This is a genomic window from Janthinobacterium sp. SUN026 (genome assembly GCF_030397625.1).
Taxonomy (GTDB): Bacteria; Pseudomonadota; Gammaproteobacteria; order Burkholderiales; family Burkholderiaceae_D; genus Janthinobacterium; species Janthinobacterium kumbetense.
The window spans coordinates 386,277-406,508 of the sequence record NZ_JAPQNU010000002.1 but is presented as its reverse complement, the minus strand read 5'-3'; the positions used below and the strand labels follow the sequence as shown (position 1 = coordinate 406,508).

At 60.7% G+C, this 20,232-nt stretch carries 20 protein-coding genes; 11 read left to right on the top strand and 9 right to left on the bottom strand.

The genetic code is table 11. From position 1 onward, the window contains the following. Positions 1 to 154: 154 nt before the first annotated feature. The 3 genes from OX459_RS11590 to OX459_RS11580 all read left to right on the top strand — a co-directional run bounded on the left by OX459_RS11590 (position 155) and on the right by OX459_RS11580 (position 2,491). Positions 155 to 457 (top strand): HNH endonuclease, encoded by a 303-nt coding sequence (locus tag OX459_RS11590; RefSeq protein WP_289905126.1) that lies wholly within the window; start codon positions 155 to 157, stop codon positions 455 to 457. Positions 458 to 752: 295 nt separating this feature from the next. Continuing rightward, entirely contained in the window at positions 753 to 1,286 is a 534-nt protein-coding gene (locus tag OX459_RS11585) for a MarR family transcriptional regulator (protein ID WP_289905125.1), read from the top strand. A 110-nt stretch (positions 1,287 to 1,396) separates the two neighbouring features. Next, positions 1,397 to 2,491, top strand: coding sequence for a S41 family peptidase (locus tag OX459_RS11580; protein ID WP_289905124.1), 1,095 nt, complete (start codon positions 1,397 to 1,399; stop codon positions 2,489 to 2,491). 207 nt (positions 2,492 to 2,698) lie between these two features. Here the strand turns inward: OX459_RS11580 and OX459_RS11575 are convergent, their stop codons facing one another. Further along, positions 2,699 to 4,324, bottom strand: a complete 1,626-nt coding sequence (locus tag OX459_RS11575) for a tetratricopeptide repeat-containing response regulator (RefSeq protein ID WP_289905123.1) — start codon at positions 4,322 to 4,324, stop codon at positions 2,699 to 2,701. A 234-nt stretch (positions 4,325 to 4,558) separates the two neighbouring features. Here OX459_RS11575 and OX459_RS11570 point away from each other — a divergent pair, with 234 nt between their 5' ends. The 3 genes from OX459_RS11570 to purL all read left to right on the top strand — a co-directional run bounded on the left by OX459_RS11570 (position 4,559) and on the right by purL (position 11,065). After that, the gene (locus OX459_RS11570; RefSeq protein WP_289905122.1) at positions 4,559 to 5,611 is read left to right on the top strand and encodes a GGDEF domain-containing protein; all 1,053 of its coding nucleotides are present in this window, start codon (positions 4,559 to 4,561) and stop codon (positions 5,609 to 5,611) included. A gap of 158 nt (positions 5,612 to 5,769) precedes the next feature. After that, positions 5,770 to 6,834 (top strand): GGDEF domain-containing protein, encoded by a 1,065-nt coding sequence (locus tag OX459_RS11565; RefSeq protein ID WP_251348899.1) that lies wholly within the window; start codon positions 5,770 to 5,772, stop codon positions 6,832 to 6,834. A 193-nt stretch (positions 6,835 to 7,027) separates the two neighbouring features. Next, positions 7,028 to 11,065 (top strand): phosphoribosylformylglycinamidine synthase, encoded by a 4,038-nt coding sequence (purL, locus tag OX459_RS11560; RefSeq protein WP_289905121.1) that lies wholly within the window; start codon positions 7,028 to 7,030, stop codon positions 11,063 to 11,065. 153 nt (positions 11,066 to 11,218) lie between these two features. Here the strand turns inward: purL and OX459_RS11555 are convergent, their stop codons facing one another. Further along, entirely contained in the window at positions 11,219 to 12,247 is a 1,029-nt protein-coding gene (locus OX459_RS11555; RefSeq protein ID WP_289905120.1) for a hypothetical protein, read from the bottom strand. Positions 12,248 to 12,295: 48 nt separating this feature from the next. Further along, a complete protein-coding gene (locus OX459_RS11550) occupies positions 12,296 to 13,102 on the bottom strand; it encodes a lipid II flippase Amj family protein (RefSeq protein WP_289905119.1) in 807 nt (268 codons plus the stop codon). 269 nt (positions 13,103 to 13,371) lie between these two features. Between OX459_RS11550 and OX459_RS11545 the strand changes: the two genes are divergently transcribed. Next, positions 13,372 to 13,827, top strand: coding sequence for a tellurite resistance TerB family protein (locus OX459_RS11545; RefSeq protein ID WP_289905118.1), 456 nt, complete (start codon positions 13,372 to 13,374; stop codon positions 13,825 to 13,827). A gap of 31 nt (positions 13,828 to 13,858) precedes the next feature. Here the strand turns inward: OX459_RS11545 and OX459_RS11540 are convergent, their stop codons facing one another. From OX459_RS11540 to OX459_RS11525, 4 genes are all read right to left on the bottom strand, one after another. After that, positions 13,859 to 14,386 carry a hypothetical protein gene (locus tag OX459_RS11540; RefSeq protein ID WP_289905117.1) on the bottom strand — a complete coding sequence of 176 codons (528 nt, stop codon included), beginning with the start codon at positions 14,384 to 14,386 and terminating at the stop codon, positions 13,859 to 13,861. A gap of 63 nt (positions 14,387 to 14,449) precedes the next feature. Then, entirely contained in the window at positions 14,450 to 14,842 is a 393-nt protein-coding gene (locus tag OX459_RS11535) for a hypothetical protein (protein ID WP_289898059.1), read from the bottom strand. Between the two features lie 33 nt (positions 14,843 to 14,875). Further along, the gene (locus tag OX459_RS11530) at positions 14,876 to 15,325 is read right to left on the bottom strand and encodes a hypothetical protein (protein WP_289905116.1); all 450 of its coding nucleotides are present in this window, start codon (positions 15,323 to 15,325) and stop codon (positions 14,876 to 14,878) included. Between the two features lie 187 nt (positions 15,326 to 15,512). Continuing rightward, positions 15,513 to 16,247 carry a helix-turn-helix transcriptional regulator gene (locus OX459_RS11525; protein WP_289905115.1) on the bottom strand — a complete coding sequence of 245 codons (735 nt, stop codon included), beginning with the start codon at positions 16,245 to 16,247 and terminating at the stop codon, positions 15,513 to 15,515. Between the two features lie 291 nt (positions 16,248 to 16,538). Between OX459_RS11525 and OX459_RS11520 the strand changes: the two genes are divergently transcribed. Both OX459_RS11520 and OX459_RS11515 read left to right on the top strand, forming a co-directional pair. Continuing rightward, positions 16,539 to 17,012: a hypothetical protein gene (locus OX459_RS11520; RefSeq protein WP_289905114.1), complete on the top strand. Its 474-nt coding sequence runs from the start codon at positions 16,539 to 16,541 to the stop codon at positions 17,010 to 17,012. A gap of 70 nt (positions 17,013 to 17,082) precedes the next feature. Further along, positions 17,083 to 17,586 carry a DUF3304 domain-containing protein gene (locus tag OX459_RS11515; RefSeq protein WP_289905113.1) on the top strand — a complete coding sequence of 168 codons (504 nt, stop codon included), beginning with the start codon at positions 17,083 to 17,085 and terminating at the stop codon, positions 17,584 to 17,586. A gap of 5 nt (positions 17,587 to 17,591) precedes the next feature. Here the strand turns inward: OX459_RS11515 and OX459_RS11510 are convergent, their stop codons facing one another. Together OX459_RS11510 and OX459_RS11505 are read right to left on the bottom strand one after the other, a co-directional pair. Further along, complete coding sequence (locus OX459_RS11510) at positions 17,592 to 18,074, bottom strand: hypothetical protein (protein ID WP_289905112.1); 483 nt, start codon at positions 18,072 to 18,074, stop codon at positions 17,592 to 17,594. Positions 18,075 to 18,083: 9 nt separating this feature from the next. After that, on the bottom strand, positions 18,084 to 18,542 hold the full coding sequence (locus OX459_RS11505) for an RDD family protein (protein ID WP_289905111.1): 459 nt from the start codon (positions 18,540 to 18,542) through the stop codon (positions 18,084 to 18,086). A gap of 207 nt (positions 18,543 to 18,749) precedes the next feature. Between OX459_RS11505 and OX459_RS11500 the strand changes: the two genes are divergently transcribed. Further along, the gene (locus OX459_RS11500) at positions 18,750 to 19,433 is read left to right on the top strand and encodes a VWA domain-containing protein (protein ID WP_077404035.1); all 684 of its coding nucleotides are present in this window, start codon (positions 18,750 to 18,752) and stop codon (positions 19,431 to 19,433) included. A 14-nt stretch (positions 19,434 to 19,447) separates the two neighbouring features. Next, entirely contained in the window at positions 19,448 to 20,206 is a 759-nt protein-coding gene (locus OX459_RS11495; protein ID WP_289905110.1) for a PP2C family serine/threonine-protein phosphatase, read from the top strand. Positions 20,207 to 20,232: the final 26 nt, after the last annotated feature.

Sequence of the window (20,232 nt, the reverse complement as noted above, 5' to 3'; positions counted from 1 at the left end):
CGCGAATACAGGGACAGAATGCACACTGGCCGGATATATGGAGTGTGTCCATTGCGCAATTGCGTCGGGCAGCTTCTGGCCGCTATTTTGGGCCTGATGCCGCCAGGGGGCGGATGATATAGTGGCGGGAATGTATACACTGAAAGAAACTGCCATGAAAAACGACGCAACCGCGCGCCCGCAAGCCAGCCAGACGCCTGCCAGGCTCAGCAAAGGGGACTTCGTCACCGCATTGCGCAAACTGCTGCAAGAAGAGGGAAAGGCCGGCAAGACCAGCGTGGACGTGCGCGCTGCAACCCTGCACACCGACGTCGGCATCTATCCGGCGCGCGGCCACTCGATGCCGACCTGTTGCACGGTGATGTATGAAGAGATGCTGCCCGGTGACGAGATACTGCTGACGCCATCCGGCGGCAAGGGACCTACGCTGCTGATACGGTATAAATTGCCGCGCTGACAATCGCGGTCCTGGAAATAGCTTACAACCTGGCGTAAATGCAGGCGATGACCTGTGGCGCGCCGTAGCTGGCGCGCTGCTGATGCCAGCCCGGTCGGGCAGGGCATCCTAAGCCATCCGTCAGGGCGGGAATGCCCCGTTGGCCCCAGACGCCATCCATCCGTTTTTCACCTTATCTCGTCTCTCACCTTCCTTAGTTCCACACGGCAGCCTCCGGCGGCGGCTTGTCGTAAAAGTTTTCAAATATGTAAAATATTTATATAAGCTCTTATGTAAATGGTGCTACCATGGTTCCATGAAACCTGGACTCGGCACACAATTACGACATCTCATCGAACTGCTGGACGGCGCGGTTGAGCAAGCCTACGTGGACGCGGGGCTGGATTACCGGCCGCGCTACACACCGGTGATGCGGGTGCTGGCCGAGCAGGCTAGCGCGACCATCGGCGAGCTGGCGGCCCTGGCCGGCCTCACGCAGCCGGCCGCGACGCAGACGGTGGCCTTGATGGTGAAAAAAGGCCTGTTGACGGTGGCCGCCGGCGGCGCAGACGGCAGGCAGCGCGTGGTGCGCCTTAGCGCCGCTGGCGAAACGCTGCTGCCGCGCCTGCGCGTGTGCTGGCAGGCGACCAAATCGGCGGCCGACAGCCTCGATGCGGAACTGGCGTTTCCCTTGTCCGCCTGCCTCGGACAGGCGATCGCCGTACTCGAGACACGCTCCTTCGGCGCGCGCATCCGCGACGCCAACTTGCAGCGCCTGCGCGACGGCGGGCCGCAGCCGGATACCGCTCCGGCGCAGGCACGGCCACACCTGGACGATCAACCCGAATGATGCAGGCATGCCTGCCCAGGCGCCGCTTCGATGACGCGCCCGGGGGGGGGGCATCACGCGTATTTTTTACATAACGATCAATCGCTTCGCAGTCCAACTTGGAGGAATGTATGTCAGGTAGCAAGAAATTTGTCGCAGCTGTCGTATTGGGTACGCTGGTGTCGTTTCAGGCTTTTGCGGCGGCGGACACCGCGTTGAACGTGTCCGGCCGCGCGGCGATCGTGCAGACACTGGTCACGAAAATGAACGCGAACTACATCGAGCCGGCCGTGGCCGAACGGGTCGGCACTGCGATCGCCAGGAAAAATGCCGAAGGAGGCTATGCGAGCGCCGCCACCACCCAGGCGTTCAGTGCTGCGCTGGCAAAGGACTTGCGGGAATTGAGCGGCGACTTGCATTTCGGCACTGCAGTGTACGAAGGCCTTCGCGAGCGCAGCGCCAACCCCGAGCTGCCTAGCCGCGCCAAGACGGACGAATGGCGCGACCAGACCGCGCGGCGCGGCTACGACATCGAGAAGATCGAACGCCTTCCCGGCAACGTCGGCTATATCGAGCTGCGCGGCTTCGGCGGCCCGGAATACGTCGGCGCGGCGTACACGGCAGCGATGTCGCTCATGGCGGGGACGGATGCGCTGATCCTCGACCTGCGCCGCAACGGCGGCGGCAGCCCGGCCAGCGTGGCTTACCTGATGAGTCATTTCTTCCCGCTCGGCGACGAGCGTCACCTGATCGACATGTACGATCGCCCGACCGGTCTGACGCGGCAGTTCTGGACCGTGAAGACGGTCGCACAGCGTTACGACAAGCCCGTGTACGTGCTGACCTCGGCCCGCACGTTTTCCGCCGGGGAGGACTTTTCCTATGGCATCCAGGCGCAAAAGCGCGGCACGGTGGTCGGGGAAACCACCGGCGGCGGCTCCAATCCCGTGAGCTGGTACAACCTGGGGCAGGACATCATCGTCTCGATCCCGACCGCGCGCACGACCAATGTCGTCACCAAAACCAACTGGGAGCATGTCGGCGTGAAACCGGACATCGCCGTGCCCGCGGCGCAGGCGCTGCAGGCGGCGCATGTCGCCATCCTGCGCAACCTGGTGTCATCGGCCAAGGAGGGCAGCGAGCGCAAGGAACTGCAGCGCGTGCTTGCGATGGCGGAAAAAGGCGAATCCGAGAAGCCGGTCTACACGCTCAGGGGAGAGCCTTGATACAAGCCGCCGGACATGGCCGCGAAGAAGCGCGCGGCTCGCTAATCCGACCTGCGCGTTTTTGACGCCAACGCACGTCACGACGCCTCTGAAAACCGTAGCGAGCAAGCCCAATGTCGGGTTGAGCAGCGCAGCCGTACTTTAGTACGGTGAGCAACGCCGACCCGAGAGTGGGCTGCACAGCAGGTTTGCAGCGCGTCCCTCCACTCAGGTCGCAATACCGTATTTGTGCTGCATGGCCGCATACTGCTGCTTGAGCGACTCCAGTTTCGGATGCTTGGGGTCGATCTTGCGGATCACCTGCATCTGGTGCTGCGCCTGTTCGGCCAGCGGCGCTTCCCAGCCCAGCATATTGAGCTGGCGCAAGATGGCGTCGACGGAGGCGAACAGCACGGGCAGGTTGCCAGGCGTCTTGCGCAGGGCCTGGCGCAGCACGAAGACGGCGCCCTTGAGCTCTCCGCTTTCCGACTTGCTGGCCGCATCCTGCATCAGTTCCTGCACCTGGTTCGTGATCTGCTGGCCCATGCCTTGCGCCAGATCATGGCGGCCCGCCTTTTCAAACACGTCCACGGCCGCTTCCATCGTCACCTCGCTGTCCGCTTCGTTGACGAGTTTCATCATGACGTCGGACGCCGCCTGTTCCAGGTTGTTCTTCAGGCAGCTTTGCACGAGGCCCACCTTCAGTTGCGTCGACAGGCCCCGCGCCGTATCCAGGGCGGCGGCGGCCAGTTGCAGTTCGCTGGCGGCGGCGATGTCGTTGCCCGACAATTCATGCAGCATGGCGGCCGAGATGGCGCGGCACGCTTCCACGTTGGCGCCGCCGCGCAGCGAGCGCTCCATGTCGCGCAGCACGCCGCTCGCCTGCGGCGCATCGCCTTTCTTCACCAGTGTCTTCACCAGGTTGACGTGGTCTTCCGGATCGCGGAATTCGGAGTACTTCGCTTTCGTCACGACCTGCTTATACGCCCGTTCGGCCGCGCCGATGTCTCCCGTGTCATACGCGATGCCGCCAAGGTGGCGCAGGCGGCGCACCATGTGCGGCGAGATGGCCACCGCGTCTTCGAGGATTTTCTTCGCCTGCAGCTGCTGGCCCATGGCTTCGTGGTTTTTCGCCAGCAAGTCGTAGGCGGCCATGAAGCGGGGATAGATTTCCACCAGTTCCAGCAGCGCATCCTGCGCCTCTTCGTGGCGCTGCTGCTCGAACAGGGTGCGCGCCAGTCCCAGGTGGGCCCAGGCCATGGGCCGCGTGGCCAGCATGTCGGCGTACAGCTGCTCCGCTTCCTTCCATTCGCCCAGGGTGAGGTGCAGCTCGGCGCGCAGGCGGGTGAAATCGGCCGCCAGGCGCGGATGCTGCAGCTCGGCCGCGCGGCAGCTTTTCACGGCTTCGCGCAAGTCGCCCTTGTCGATCAGTTGATACGTGGGCAGGAACATGGCGCGCCGCTCGATGGCGCGCGCGATGCGTCCGCTCAGCACGTCGACGGTGAACGGTTTTAATATGTAGTCGGACGGGGTCAGTTCGGCCGCGCTGATCACCTTGCTGTGGATGGCTTCGGAAGTCAGCATGATGAAGATCGTCCACAGGCCGATCAGCTTGTGGTGGCGCAAGTCTTCCAGCAATTGCTGACCATCCTGGCCATCCGTGCCACTACCAAGATCGTATTCGCACAGGATGATGTCGAACGGTTTCTTCGTCAGCAAGCGGATGGCCGTGCCGGAATTGACGGCATATTCCACCTTGGTGATGGCCGCCTGGTTCAGCATATTGTGCAGATTGCCCCGCATGCTGGGGTTCGGGTCGACGATCAGGACAGATAAGTCGCTAGTTTCTGGCATTGTTCAGCTCTCGTTCATCTGTGTATGGCTCTGCGGCTCGATGGTACGACGGTCTAATAATATTACTATTTGTCAGCATACTGCAAAGCCAGTGCAAATCGCTAACAAAATGCAGGCGAGTGCGCGCGGCGCGACACGGCAGGCGTGCGCGCTTGCGGGCAGGGCAGGCGCGGGGTATCCTAAAAGCAACCTTTTGCGTTCGCTCATGCCTGACACCACGCCTGGAAAGCCGCCATGTACTTGACCGACACTCGCAGGCAAACCCTGCACCACCTGCTTTTCGGCGGAGGACGGGCGCATGCCGAGAAGTATTTTCCCGAATTGCGCCGCATGGCCGTCGTCAGCGAGTCCTTTGGCCTGGCCAGTATCTTGTTCGTGTGGGCTTTTATTCCGCATGTAAATACGCTCGACAGGGGCGCGCTGCTGTATGCGCTGGCCGGCATCGTGCTGGCGATCGGCATCAATGTGGCCGCGCGCGCCATCTGGGTGCTGAAACTGGGGGGCGCCGTGGGCATGTGCGCCATTGCCTTTTGCTTCCGCCTGCTGGCGGAGGCGGCGGGGCAGGCCGAATTCTGGATGCAGCCCGTGGGCGTGTTCATGGTGCTGCTGGCGGCGCCCATCTTCAATGGCTGCGTCGTGTATCTCATCGTTGCCGCGGCAGTCTGGCTGATACTGGGCTACGGGCATTTCCCGATCGATCCCGCCATGGCGCATGCTGCCTGGGCGAACTTGCTGATCGTCTACAGCATGCTGTTCGGCCTGGTCCTCAGCATCAGCTTTAATCTGTTGCGCCTGCGCGACTTCCGCGCCAGGGAGGCGCTGACCCGCCTGGCCTACCAGGATGGCTTGACGGGCTTGAACAACCGCCGCCGCTTTACGGAATTGACGCAGCAATTGCAGCAGCGGCCGCAACCGATGTACTTCCTGATGATCGATATCGACAATTTCAAGAAAATCAACGATACCCTGGGCCATGACGCGGGTGACGTGGTGCTGGTCAAGACGGCGGGCATCATCGCCGATGCCTGCGGCGGCCACCTGTGCGGACGCCTGGGCGGCGAGGAGTTCGGCATCGTCTACGCGGGCGACCGGCGCGCCGTCTGCCAGTTCGCCGCCAGCCTCGTCGATGCCGTCTACCTGGCCTTCAATCCGGGGCAGGCCGTGTCGATCAGCGTGGGCATTGCCGAGCTGGCCTGCGACACGGAGCTGGCGCACAGCTACCGCCTGGCCGATGCCTCGCTGTACCAGGCCAAGCACCAGGGCAAGAACCGCTATGTCATTGCCTGACGGCATGCACATGAGTCTTGCGGAGGCGCCAGGGAGCGGGTATTCTGTTTGTATTAATATATCAGCCGCAGGCAGGCGCGATGTGGCGCAGACGCAGAGTTTCACCGTGACGTGACCGCTGGCGTTTTACCTTTACCAGAGAAAATCCAGCCTTCGTGATGCGCCTTCCTTCCATGAGTACCCTGCGGCGCATTGCCGTCCCCCTCGCTTTTGGCGGCAACAGCGAGCAGCAGCACACGTATTTCGCGGAATTGCACCGGGTCGGCATGGTGACGCAGCTGCTGGGCATCATCGCCTACAGCCTGACCTGGCTGCTGATGCCCGATCCCTATCATCCGAACTTCTCGCACGCCGTGCTGGCGCTGCTGGGCATGTTGACGAGCCTGATCGTGCGCTACCGCTGCACCACCTTGCCCGTGCTGACCATTACGGGCGCCTGCGCCGTGCTGACCCTGACCTTCGGCTTGCGCACCATGGCCGACGCCGTCCATCACGCCAGCTTCTGGGTCTTGCCCGTGGGCGTGTTCATGACCCTGGCCATCGCCTCGATCTTCAATGGCGGCCTCAGTTACCTGGCCGTCGTGGCCGGCGTGTGGTGGAACGTGGGCCACGGCCTGTATCCGGTGAACGCGGGCTTGCCCGACGAATCCTGGGCGCCGCTGATGATCGCCGTCAGCGTGCTGTTCGGTCTGGCGCTGAATGTCAGTTTCAGTTTATTGCGCTTGCGCAACTATCACTCCAAGGTGGAATTGACGCGGCTGGCCTTCCAGGACGGCTTGACGGGCCTCAACAACCGCCGCATGTTCACGCAGCGCGCCCAGCAGATGCATGGCGCGCCGCACGGCGGCATGCTGTACTTCCTGATGATCGATATCGACGATTTCAAGATCATCAACGACCAGCAGGGCCACGATGCGGGCGACGAGGTGCTGGTGCGCACGGCCGCCATCATCGCCGACAAGGCGCAAGGCCATCTGTGCGGGCGCCTGGGCGGCGAGGAGTTCGGCATCGTCTACGCGGGCGACCGCGACGCTGCGCGCGCCTTTGCCGGCGCCCTGGTCGAGGCCGTCAGTCAGGCTTTCCATGCGGCACAGTTTGTGTCGATCAGCGTGGGCGTGGCCGAGCTGGACCGGGCCAAGGAGCTGGGCCACAGCTACCGGCTGGCCGACGAGGCGCTGTACCTGGCCAAGCGGCAGGGCAAGAACCGCTACGTGATCGCCTGATCGTCGGCTGACGGTGTTGTTGTCGCGTCATAAATGGCCGCTGTGCGGGGCAAAAGGGTGGCAAAGGCCCAAGTTCCGGTCATAAGGCAGGGGTAAAACGGGTATAATGCGCGCAAAGGAAATTTGCCGTACGAAAGATATTGTCATACCTACCTTTAACCCGCAGCCACGCTGCATCAACCACCTTCCAATCATGTTGATACTGCCGGGTTCCAATGCCCTGTCCCATTTCCGTAGCCACCGTCTGTTAAGCCAACTGCAAGCCGTTTCGCCTGCGATTGTTGCCGTGCAAGCACGCTATGTCCATTTCATCGATGCCAGCGCGCCTCTCACCAACGACGACAGCACGCGCCTTGGCGCCTTGCTGACGTACGGCGAGCCGGCCCAGGCTGACAATACGGAAGGCGCTGCCGAAGAATTCTTCGTCATCCCCCGTTTCGGCACGATTTCGCCGTGGGCTTCGAAAGCCACGGACATCGCGCACAACTGCGGCATGGCGCACATCAAGCGCGTCGAACGCGGCATCGCTTTCCGCATCAACCTGAAATCGGGCATCCTGGGCAGCGCCATTGGCGCCGGCAAACTGACGGACGAGCAGGTACAGGCCGTGGCCGACCTGCTGCACGACCGCATGACGGAATCCGTGCTGCGCAGCGCCGACGACGCCAAGGACTTGTTCCGCACCCTGGAAGCACGTCCATTGGAATCGATCGACTTGCTGGGGCAGGGCAAGCTTGCTTTGGAAACGGCGAACACGGAACTGGGCCTGGCGATGTCGGAAGACGAAATCGACTACCTGGACGCCGCCTTCACCAAGGCCGGCCGCAACCCGACGGACGTGGAACTGATGATGTTCGCGCAGGCGAACAGCGAGCATTGCCGCCACAAGATCTTCAACGCCGACTGGACCATCGACGGCGTGGCGCAGCCGAAATCCCTGTTCGGCATGATCAAGAACACGCATGAACTGCAGCCGAAAGGCACCGTCGTCGCCTACAGCGACAACTCGTCCATCATGGAAGGCGCCACGGTGTCGCGCTTCTACCCGCGCGGCGACAAGCACGAATATGCGGCGTCAAACGAATTGACGCACACCCTGATGAAGGTGGAAACGCATAACCACCCGACGGCGATTTCTCCATTCCCCGGCGCCTCCACGGGCGCGGGCGGCGAGATCCGCGACGAAGGCGCGACGGGCCGCGGCGCCAAGCCGAAAGCCGGTTTGACGGGTTTCACCGTATCGAACTTGTCGCTGCCGGATGCCGTGCGCAGCTGGGAAACGGCCGCTTCCGTGACGGCGCCATTGGCCGCGCGTACTGATGCAGATCAATACGGCAAACCGGAACGCATCGCTTCGCCCCTGCAAATCATGATTGAAGGCCCATTGGGCGGCGCCGCGTTCTCGAACGAATTCGGCCGTCCGGTCCTGGGCGGCTACTTCCGCACGTATGAACAGAACGTCGGCACGGACAAAGACGCCGTCTTCGGCTACCACAAGCCGATCATGATCGCAGGCGGCATCGGCAATATCTCGGCGCAGCACACGCACAAGAACGACATCCCCGTCGGCAGCCTGCTGGTGCAGCTGGGTGGCCCGGGCATGCGTATCGGCATGGGCGGCAGCGCCGCTTCGTCGATGACCACCGGCAGCAACACGGCCGACCTGGACTTCGACTCCGTCCAGCGCGGCAATCCGGAAATGGAACGCCGCGCCCAGGAAGTCATCAACGCCTGCTGGCAAATGGGTGCGGACAATCCGATCATCTCCATCCACGACGTGGGTGCGGGCGGCTTGTCGAACGCCTTCCCGGAAATCACCAACGACGCCAAGCGCGGCGCGATTTTCGACTTGCGCAAAGTGCCGCTGGAAGAATCGGGCATGGCGCCGAAGGAAATCTGGAGCAATGAATCGCAGGAACGCTACGTTCTGGCCATCGCGCCGGAAAGCCTGCCGCTGTTCAAGGCCATGTGCGAACGCGAACGCTGCCTGTTCGCCGCCGTGGGCGTGGCCACCGAAGAGCGTCAATTGAAGCTGATCGACCCGGAACTGGGCAACGAGCCGGTCGACATGCCGATGGACGTCTTGCTGGGCAAGCCGCCAAAGATGCAGCGCGACGTGGTCCACGTGGCCAACGATTTCCCGGCCATCGACTTGACGGGCATGGACCTGGTTGATGTAGCGCAAAAAGTGCTGCTGCTGCCGACCGTGGCCGACAAATCCTTCCTGATCACCATCGGCGACCGCAGCGTGGGCGGCATGACCGTGCGCGACCAGATGGTGGGACCATGGCAAGTGCCGGTGGCCAATTGCGCCGTCACCACCATGAGCTTTGAAGGTTATCTGGGCGAAGCGATGGCCATGGGCGAACGCACGCCGCTGGCCGTCATCGACGCCGCCGCCTCGGGCCGCATGGCCGTGGGCGAAGCCGTCACCAACATCGCCGCAGCAGCCATCGGCGACATCTCCGACATCAAACTGTCCGCCAACTGGATGGCCGCCTGCGGCCAGCCTGGCCAGGACGCGGCCCTGTACGACACGGTAAAAGCCGTCGGCATGGACCTGTGCCCGGCGCTGGGCATCAGCATCCCCGTCGGCAAGGATTCGCTGTCGATGCGCACGACGTGGAAAGACGAGAGCACGGGCGCGGCGAAATCCGTCACGTCGCCCGTGTCCCTGATCGTCTCCTCGTTCGCGCCAGTCACGGACGTGCGCAAGTCGCTCACGCCGCAGCTGAAGACGGACAAGGGCGACACGTCCTTGATCTTGATCGACCTGGGCCGCGGCAAGAACCGCCTGGGCGCCTCGGCGCTGGCGCAAGTCATGGGCCAGCTGGGCAATGAAACGCCGGACGTGGACAGCGCGGAAGACTTGAAAGGCTTCTTCGCCGCCATTCAAAAGCTCAACAGCGACGACAAGCTGCTGGCCTACCATGACCGTTCGGACGGCGGCCTGTACGCCACCCTGACGGAAATGGCCTTCGCCGGCCACACGGGCATGTCCGTCAACCTGGACATGCTGACCATGGAAGGCGAGCACTCGAGCGACTGGGGCGACGCCAAGAACTGGACGGGCCAGGTAGCGGAACGCCGCAACGAACTGACCCTGCGCGCCCTGTTCAGCGAAGAGCTGGGTGCTGTGATCCAGGTGCGCGCGGAAGAAAAATCGCTCGTCATGGACGTGCTGCGCACCTTCAACCTGGGCGCCTGCAGCCATATCATCGGCAAATTGAACGACCGCGACGTGATCGAATTCACGCGCGACGCCAAGCTGATCTACACCCAGCCGCGCGCCGACCTGCACCGCCTGTGGAGCGAAACGAGCTGGCGCATCGCCCGCCTGCGCGACAATCCGGCCTGCGCGGACGCCGAGTACGACCGCCTGCTGGACGTGCAAGATCCGGGCATGTCGCCTATCGTCACCTTCGACCAGAACGACAACATCGCCGCGCCATTCATCGCCACGGGCGTGCGTCCGCGCGTCGCCATCCTGCGCGAGCAGGGCGTCAACTCGCACATCGAGACGGCGTACGTGATGCACCAGGCAGGCTTCACGGCCGTCGACGTGCACATGAGCGACCTGATTGCGGGCCGCGTGAAACTGGACGACTTCCAGGGCGTCATCGCCGTGGGCGGTTTCTCGTACGGCGACGTGCTGGGCGCGGGCGAAGGCTGGGCGAAGACGATTTTGTTCAACGCCAGCCTGGCGGAACAGTTCGCGCGCTTCTTCAACCGCACGGACAGCTTCGGCCTCGGCATCTGCAACGGCTGCCAGATGATGAGCAACTTGAAATCCATCATCCCCGGCGCCCACGCCTGGCCCAAGTTCACGCGCAACAAGTCGGAGAAATTCGAAGGCCGCTTTGCCATGGTCGAAGTGATGGATTCCCCATCGATCTTCTTCAATGGCATGGCCGGCACCCAGGCCGGCATCGCCATCGCCCACGGCGAAGGCTACGCCGACTTCTCGCAAACGGGCGACATCACCCAGGTCACCAAAGCCATGCGCTTCGTCGACAACAAGGGCGCCGCCACGGAAGCGTATCCGTACAACCCGAACGGCTCGCCGGAAGGCATCACCTCCGTCACCACGCCAGACGGCCGCTTCACCGTGCTGATGCCGCACGCGGAGCGCGTGTTCCGCAGCGTGCAACAGTCCTACCACCCTGAAGCATGGGGCGAGGATTCGCCGTGGATGCGCATGTTCAGAAATGCACGGAAGTTTGTGGGGTAATTAGTTCGCTTGCAGGGCAGCGCTGGAGTTCAAGGCGTTGCTGCTGGGGTAGAAATGAGAAAGCCGCTGTCGGGAGACAGCGGCTTTTTATTTTCCATCATTCAATGATTTAAATATTTTTATTGAGTAACATAATTTTATTGTATTGCACGTTCAGAAATTATCTCTTTCAATTAATGCGCGTAAAAAATATGGAAGTTCTCGGCCCATCATCCATATATCCTTGTCTGGGGAATAGATATCTCTCATCATTGGATTTTCAAGGGTAAAACTTACTAACTGAGAAAATTTTTCTATTGTTCTTTCTTTTTTCTCTCTTGATAGAGTTAAACTACGAAGACTTTTTAAGGTTTCCATTCCAGAATCGTAAAGCCAGGGGAAATCTTCTTTTAATAAACTTATTGCAATCTGAAATCCAGTGAATTTGTCCAGGAACGTATGGCTATTGTTTAATAATTCCTCAAAGAACATCGGATGAAATCTGCGATTTTTCCTCATTCTCCGTGGCTCTCCATCAAAATCCATTCGCTTTGCCACTTTTTCTACAGCAATTCTTATGGATTCGACTTCTTTAGTGAATTCTCCATCGGGATTTCTTAAGAGTTTTTGATTGCTTCTTGTTAAATCCAATATTTCTTCTAGTATTTTCCCTGTCGTATCAATGATTTCTTCTTTTTCTTCATTGAATGACGATTCAATATTAATTTTGTGTAGCGAATTAAGTTGTTCTTCAAGTGTTGGGTACCATACTGAGAATGCTTTTTCTAGCCGTTCTTCGCTTAAATTTTCAGTAGCACACGCTCTATTTAATGATGATATTAACTTCCTGATATCTTCTTTTTCGAAAATTGTCGACTGGAATTGCAGAATTGGGCCGCTAACTTCTGACCGTTTTATGTCGAATAAGAAAGGGCTAACAGAGGCCTTTTCCATTGTTTTTGATAGCGCCCCTGCTTCAAATGTTAGCCATGGAGCATGAACATTTTCTTTTGTTACGCATAATATCCCAAAACTGGAATCCTCTAATTCTTGAGCAATGTCCGTGCTCCACCTCGCACCCTTGTCAATATCCTCAGAAGAAACATAAGGGACTATGGACTGAATGACTGATGGTAACCAATCTCTAAAAATTATGGCAGTCTTATGGCTTGTTATGCCTGACCAGCTAAGAAAAACCTTCATGTTTGCCTTTAAATTTCTTTAATAAAATTTCATTTCTGAAAATTGCGTTTACAACTTATTAGCCACCCCCACAATCACTACCGCCGACGGCACCAATAAAAACTGCGCAATCAGCGTCCCCGCCAGCCGGCTCCCCACCAGCCACACCACCGCCCGTCGGAATTGCGATTCTTCGATCTTGCCTTCGATGACGTCATCCGTCATGCCCGACATGTGCGGGTCGATGAAGACGGCCATCATGATGGTGGCGCCGCCGTTGATGATGGAGGACAGGGTGCTGGAGGTGACGCGCACGCTCGGGTCCAGCACGCCCGCGTACAACGCCGCGATGACGCCCACCGTCCACAGGGCCGTGGCGATGACGTTCATGGCCGTCATGGAGACGGAGACGCCGGATTTTTCGCGCAGGCCCGTGACGTTGGCGGGCTTGGGCAGGCTGGCGGAGGTCTTGAGGTAGGACAAGCCACCCTTGAAGACGGCGTGCAGCAGCAGTTTCGGCACGGACCTGTGCACCTGGAAATGTTCGACGGCGCGGCAAAAGGCGCGCTGGAAGGTGGGGATCAGTATCGCGCCCAGTAAGGTCGCCAGACTGGCGGAGAACAGCAGCCAGCGGAAGTCTACCAATAGCGTGCTGGCGGCCACGTGCTGGTCTATGCCCGTTTCCACGCGCTTGGCGAGGAATGGCCCGAGGAAGGAATTCGAGGTGCGCGACAGCAGCATCAAAATGCTGAACAGGGCCAGGGATACGGCGATGCGCCGCGTGCGGATGCCGGCGATGCGCACGGAATAGGCGAGGGTGCCGATGATGTGGATGATGAACGTCAGTGCGCAAATCAACAGCAATTGCTTGTCCATCACAACCTTGCAGTAAAGAAAATGTAATTCCATGCTGCCATGAAGTTACTTATTTTTCAACTGCAAATTATTTAACGTTGCGTGTGGCTCAATTGGTGTTGGATTGCAGTTGTTTTTCAGGGCAAGGCATGGATATCTGCAAACGCGGCGCGCTCAGTGGCGTGCTTGTTGCTCGTGCCTTGCTTGTATTTCAAGCTTGCACCCTCAACTATCCCTGGTGGCGGCATGTCTTGCCGCTCGATATGCACCAACCAAACCGGAGGTACACCATGAGTTTCGATTCCTTTCTGTCCAAACTGAAGACCAAAGCCAGCGAACTGAAAACCGAGGCACTGAAGTACAAGAACAAGGATTTTCTGAACGCCGCGATGGCGGGCTCGGCCCTGATCGCCATGGCGGACGGCAGCGTCAGTGCGGAAGAGAAGCAGAAGATGGTGAAGTTTATTGAAAGCAATGACGCGCTGTCCGTGTTTACCACCACGGATGTGATCAAGGCTTTCCAGGAATATGTCGGCCAGCTGGAGTTCGACAAGGATATCGGCGAAGCCAAGGCGTATCAGGCGCTGGGCAAGATGAAGTCGAATGTGGAGGCGTCGCGCCTGCTGGTGCGCATGATCATCGCCGTCGCCTCGTCGGACGGCAATTTCGATGCCAACGAGCAGCGCGTGGCCGGCAAGATCGCGCGCGAGCTGGGCTTGGCTCCGGCGGAGTTCGAGCTGCAGTAAGCGCCAAGCCAGCCGGTCCCGGCTGGCTAGCTTAATCCTTGTCCCACCACGGCGGCGCGCTCTCCGACCTCGGGCATGCCATCTTCAATGGACTTATCTTGTAGCGGATCTCGATCACCTGCCCTTGGTGAAACGGACCGCGTATCCAGTCGCCGGAATTAAAGAGGTAGGACTTGCCATTGATGCAACGTTCGGTCGGCAGGTCGCCGATGGGGCCGGTCGAACGCAGGGTGACGCGCACTTCGCCAGTTGCATCGAGCGGCGCGTCGGCGCTTGCATACAGTATATCGATGCCGACATCGCAGACACTGGTGCTGCCTATCTTGCTGCAGTACTTGATATACGTTTCCTGGCGCGCCATGACCATGTGATCTTCATGCCGCATCGGCTTGCCATCGTCAAAGGTAAAGCGCAGGATGACTTGCGTGGGCTCGCTGGCAGGATGGCGCGTGGTGCTGGTGCAGGCGGCGCTGACGAGGGCCAGCAAGGGCCAGGCCAGCAGGCGCAGGACGCGGCGCAGCAGCGCCGGGATCGGGTTGTTGCCGAATGGATGCTGCATGTAGCGTTGCCATTTATCTCATGAACGGGGCGCCGATCATAGCATGCGCCAAGGGCGGTTCCGCTAGCACGCGCCGCGATTCAATTCCTGCAACACTTTCTTGCACAGCACACCATAGCCCACGCCCGTGCCCCGTTTGTGCGCGGCCAGGTCGTAGCCGGCGCTGATGTCGTCCCACGCCACGCTGCCGGGCAGGGGGCGCAAGTCGTCGTCGAGGTCCATCTCGAAATGAATGAAGTGGCCATCGGCGCTCAGCAGCTTGCCGTACACGGCGGGCATGCCGGGGCAGGCCAGTTTCAGGTCGAGCATGAGGGCCGTGCCCAGCGCCACGCCATGGCTGGCGGCGCACTGGCGCAAGGCGTCGGGCAGGGGACGGGCGCGCCACCAGGCCGCCGTCTGCTTGATGGCGGCCTGGGTCAGCGCGTTTTGCTGTTGCACAGAATACTGTTTGCTCATGGCTGTCACCCATGCGGCATGCGGCTTGCCGCCCTAACGCGATGCCAGGCTCATGCTTTGCACATGGGCGGGCACAAGCTCGCCGCTGGCCAGTTTTTCGGCCGGTACCCGCATCAGCACTTCGCCGCCCACGCTGCCGTCGTCGCGCAAGTCGATGCGCATGGCCAGTTGCTGGTCGAGCGCCACGAAGCTGTCGCTGCCGGTGGCGACGATGCGGTGTTCTTCCTGGTCATCGATGCGCGCATACATGATGGCGCCGATGTTGCCCGCATTGCGCAGGTAGAGCACTTGTCCGTTCGACAATTCATAGCCGCCGCGGAACGGGGCAAACCTTTCCGCACTCATGAAATGTCTGTGTGCCGGCAATTCGATCGTGTGCATGCGTCCGCCGGGAACGACGACGGTCTGGCTGTCGGGGAGTGTTTGCGCATTTGCCAGCAGGGCGCAGACGCCCAGGGTGCCGGCCAAGATCCATGTTTTCATTTTTTTACCCATCCTTGAACTGTGGTGCCGTCCCGCTGCCGGCGCGGCGATGTTGATGTGGGTGACAGGGAAACCGCACCGGCTGGTCCGCAAGCGCTGCTGTCACACTGGCAAGGCGCGGGCTGCCGGTCTTGCCAGTGTAGGCAGGCAATATGCAGCGCGCATCATCCGATCGGATGACACGGCCTCATGCATCGAGTACGGCCAGGTGCGCCGTGGCGCCGTGGATCAGGGCGATCAGCTCGCCCTGGCGCCGCGTATCCGTCTTTAAATAGGCGTGGTGCAGGTGCGTCTTGACGGTGTTGACGCTGATGCCGCCCTGCGCGGCGATTTCTTCGATGGTGGCCCCCTGCGCCAGCGCCTTGCCCACTTGCGCCTCGGCTTGCGTCAAGTCAAACAGTTGGCGCAAGGCAGGGACGGACGTGCACGTTTTCGTGGGGTCGCGGGCGATCAGCAGGGCGCAGGTGGGCTGGCAATCGGCAAGCGGGGTGACGGTCAGGGCCAGCGGCGCTTGCTGCTTGCGCGGCAGGCGCAGCGACTGGCATTGCGTAGCGCCACCGGCGCTGGCGATCACCAGGCGCACGGCGCGCACCAGGGCGGGCGGGGCCGCGTGTTCCAGTTGCGCCGCATGCAGGGCGTGTCCGGCGGGGGTGGCGAAACGCAAGGCGAGGTTGCCATCGAGCACCAGCACGGCCGCGCCCATGGCATCGAGCGCCGCCAGCGCGCAGTGGCTGGCCAGTTGCGCCTCGCGCAAGCGTTGCTGCAGGCACAGCGCGCGTTGCAGATGCGGCAGGAGTTCCTGCCATTGCTGGCCGTTCAGTCCAGCGTTGTCGAGCTGCGGCCAGTCGCCCGTGCCGCAGGCCGAGTCGTACATGGCGCCGATCAGTTTGCCCACATCCGCGGTGACTGTCCCTGTGTGCATGCTTGCCCCCAATCCTGATTACATCAGTGTGCCGCAGGCGTGCAGGTGCGGAACTGGGTAAGGGCGGTGTTGCGCAGCGATCCGCCCCACCTTTGTGAGGAGGGGCGGGTCGCTGCCTTCTGTCCTGGGCAACTATCAAGATAGTACATACGTGGCGCCACCGCAATGCGGCGCTGCCGATGCAATCGTGCTCCTGGATAAAAAATTCCCCGATACAATAAAAAATTGTCAAAAATATAAACTCCAGGTATGGGGCGGGAGTCGCATGCCACTCACTTAGCGAAAGTTCTTATGCAACCAAGCAAGCCTTACCCGACGACGTTCCCGGCGCTGGTCCTGTGCGCGGCGCTGGCGTTTATCGGTGGCAACCCCATGGCGCAGGCTGCCGACAAGGCGGCGCCGCAAGCCTCCAGCGGTGCGCGGCAGGTCAAGGTCAAGCCTGCCGATACCGCCAACCTGGTCAGCCATCTGCGGCGCGTGATCACGGATGAAACGAATGACACGCCGCCGCGCGTGCTCAATGCCTTCGTTGCCAAATACCAGCAGCGCGCGCTCGATGCGGGAATCGATGACCTCGACCGGCAGACGCAATATGTGCTGCTGGCGCTCTACACGTCGGGCAAGGCGATGGAACAGCCGCAGTTCGTGACCCTGATGAAAAATCCGCCCGCCTCGCTGGACGCCTTTTACGACGCTTTGCACGCCTTGCCGAATACCGTCTGGGAGGCGGGCACGCCGTTGTGGGATGCGCAGGCGGCAAAATAGGCAATCGTCGAGGCGCGACAACAATGCAGAATTGACAGCGTCATTCATACGCGATTGCCGAGGGTATCCCATGCTCAAGAATCTTTTTTCGAGGAAAGCGGTGCTGATCGGCTTCCTGTGGCTGTTCACGGCCTTGCCGCATGCCGCGCAGGGCAAGGAAAGCCGGGAACTGACGGTGAATTTGAGCGGCTACAACCATACCGATCACGGGGTGGGAAGCTATGAGGTGACCTTGCAGAACGGCGCCACTGCGGGGGCGGGCTATCTGGACGCGGGCCAGGGCGGCGGCGGATTGACGTGCTGCCTGTCCATTCCCCGCGTGTGGCAAGCGGGAATGACGGCAAATATCGTCATGCATACCATCAAGAACGGCAAGGATATCCGCGTGGAGCAAACCGTGCCGGTGCCGAAGTATGCTCCCGCCGATGCGGGCCGGTTCGTCGTGCATTTTCTTCACGATGGCAGCTACAAGGTCTTCGTGACCAAATACTCGCTGGGGCATCGAAAATATCCGCTTTCCGGCAAGGAGGCGGAGCTGGAGCCGGGCGTGCCCTTGGAAATCATCTGGGAATAGTGCTGCTAACTTGCGGCTGTACGTCGCGCACCGTCGGCTATCAGGCTTTGCAGCAACATGCGCGATTTCGCGTCCGTGACGCGGACATCCCCTATCCTCGCGAGCAACTCGCCCGGATCAAATTTTTTGATTAATTTGCAATAATCTTCCGTTTCTCGCGGACAGAATTCGAGTTCCAGCAACGCAACGGTTTTCGCGATCAAGCCACGTCGTTGCATCTCGGACAGCAGGTCGGCACGTTGCCTTAACGCCCTGGCGAAACCGCTCTTGAGGAGCTTGCCAAAGGGCATGCCAGGATCCTTTGTCAATATCAGGACGGCGACGCGCACGGCAGTGGCGTTGCCGTTGCGGATGTCCAGCGCCACCTGCCTGCACACCTGCGACAGCCGCAGCCCCGGATGGGCGATCGGCGGCCCAGCATCGAACTGGTCCAGTTTTTCTCCCAGGAATTCTTCCAGCTCTTCCAGGCTGGCGATCGGTATCATCATCCAGTTTGCTTATTGCAGGGTGGCCGGCACTGCCGTTGTCTTGCGCCGTATCACAACCGTACCAGCGATCTTGTCGTGCCATCCCTGCTTGCGCGGGTCCCTGGCGACCCAAAGGAATCCCAGGTAAAACGGCAGTGCCGACAGGTAAGCACTGAGACAACGTTTGACACACTGGCTGGCAGACGGTTTGCCGCCCGTTTTCGCATCGACAATGATCGCGCCGATGGCCATCTTGCCAGGAGTTGTAGACAGGGTCATCCAAAACCCCAATTGAATCAGTGGCGGCATGACACATGAAATCATGAAGTGGGCCGGGCCACGGAAAAAGGAATCGGTCAAAAAGTAGCTTTCGCCATATATGGCAATCAACATCGGTATGATAAAAATCAGCAAGAGAAAGGTGTCGATCAACGTCGCGCCAACGCGCGGCCAAAAGCCGACATAGTCCATTTCAGGGTGCAGTTGCATAATTTTTCCAAAACGTCAGTAAATGGATGGCCGCCAGAGTCGGAGCAGAATGGCGCAGTGTACGAGCTTGTTATTTTTATTGCAAGCCAGAGGTTTTGTCAGGTGTTTGATGCCGCATGGTGAAATCTGAAGCAATCGGACGCATGGAAAACATATCCATAGGGTAAGCTTCGGCCCTAAGCTATTTCGCAACTCTATCAAAATTACATGACTTCCATAATGATCCCCGACGTCGCCCTGGTCGACAATACCGAACAACGCACGCCGCTGGTGCTCGTGCTGGACTGCTCCGGCAGCATGGATGGCGAACCCGTCTCGCTGCTCAACGAAGGCCTGGCCTTGCTGGAACAGGAACTCAAATCCGACGTGATCGCCGCCAAGCGCGTGCGCATCCTGGTGATTCAGTATGGCGCGCACGACGAGGCGGTCGTCGCCAGCAACTGGTGCGACGCCATGGATTTCACGGCGCCTCGTCTTGAAGCGAACGGCACCACGCCGACCGGCGCGGCCGTGGAGCTGGCGCTGGCGGAAATCGAGCAGGAAAAGCAGCGTTTCCGCCAGGCAGGCGTGGCGTACACGCGGCCGTGGCTGTTTTTGATGTCCGACGGCGAACCGACGGACCGCTGGCAGCATGGCGCCGAACAGGCGCGCGCGGCCGAGCAGGCGAATAAAGTGGCGATCTTCCCCATCGCCGTGGGCGACCATGCGAATATCGATTCCCTGGGCGAATTCTCCAGCCGTGGCGAACGGGGCGTGAAGCAGCTGAAAGGCTTGCAGTTCCGCGAACTGTTCCTGTGGCTGAGCGCCAGCATGCAAGTGGTGTCGCAATCGCGTCCCGGTGCGCAGGCCCAGCTGGCCTCGACGGACGGCTGGTCGGTCGTGAATACGTGAAAGCCCGCTGATCCATGACTGCAGTACAGAATATCTGGCGCGTGTTCGGCGCCTCCGTCACGGGCAAGGCGCACCTGGATAAAGACATCGCTTGCCAGGATGCGCACGCGCACGCCGTCGTGAATGGCGTGCTGGTCGCCATCGTCTGCGATGGCGCCGGTTCGGCCAGGCTCAGTGAGCAGGGCGCGCAGTTTGTCGCAACGCAAACCGTGCAAGCGCTGGCCGGACGGCTGGAGCAGGGCGCCACCGTGCAGGATTTGCATGACGGCGCGCTGGCGGCCACCCTGGCGCAGATCCGCGCCGCCCTGGACGACATCGCCCGCGCCGCCAACGCCACCCTCGACGACTACGCTGCCACCGTCATCGGCGTGGTCATGGGGCAAGATGCTGGCTTCTTCTTCCACCTGGGCGACGGCCTGGGCGTGGCGCAACTGGGCGATGGCGGAGAACTGATCTCGTTGCCCGCCAACGGCGAATACGCCAACGAAACCTATTTTCTGTCGGGCGAGCGCTGGCGCGAACAGCTGCGCCTGTTGCCGATTCCCCGGTCCGCGCGCGGCGTGGTGCTGATGTCGGATGGCTGCATGCCCTTTGCCATGAGCAAGAACAATGGTGGCCTGTACGCGCCGTTCATGGATGCCGTGCAAGGCTATCTGCGCACGGTCGCAAGTATCGAACTGGGCAATACGGCGCTGGCGTCCACCCTGGCCGACCCGCGCACGCACCAGATCACGGGCGACGACAAGACCCTGCTGCTGGCCTTGCGCGCATGAGCCGGAAGCAAGGCGTGACACCCGGC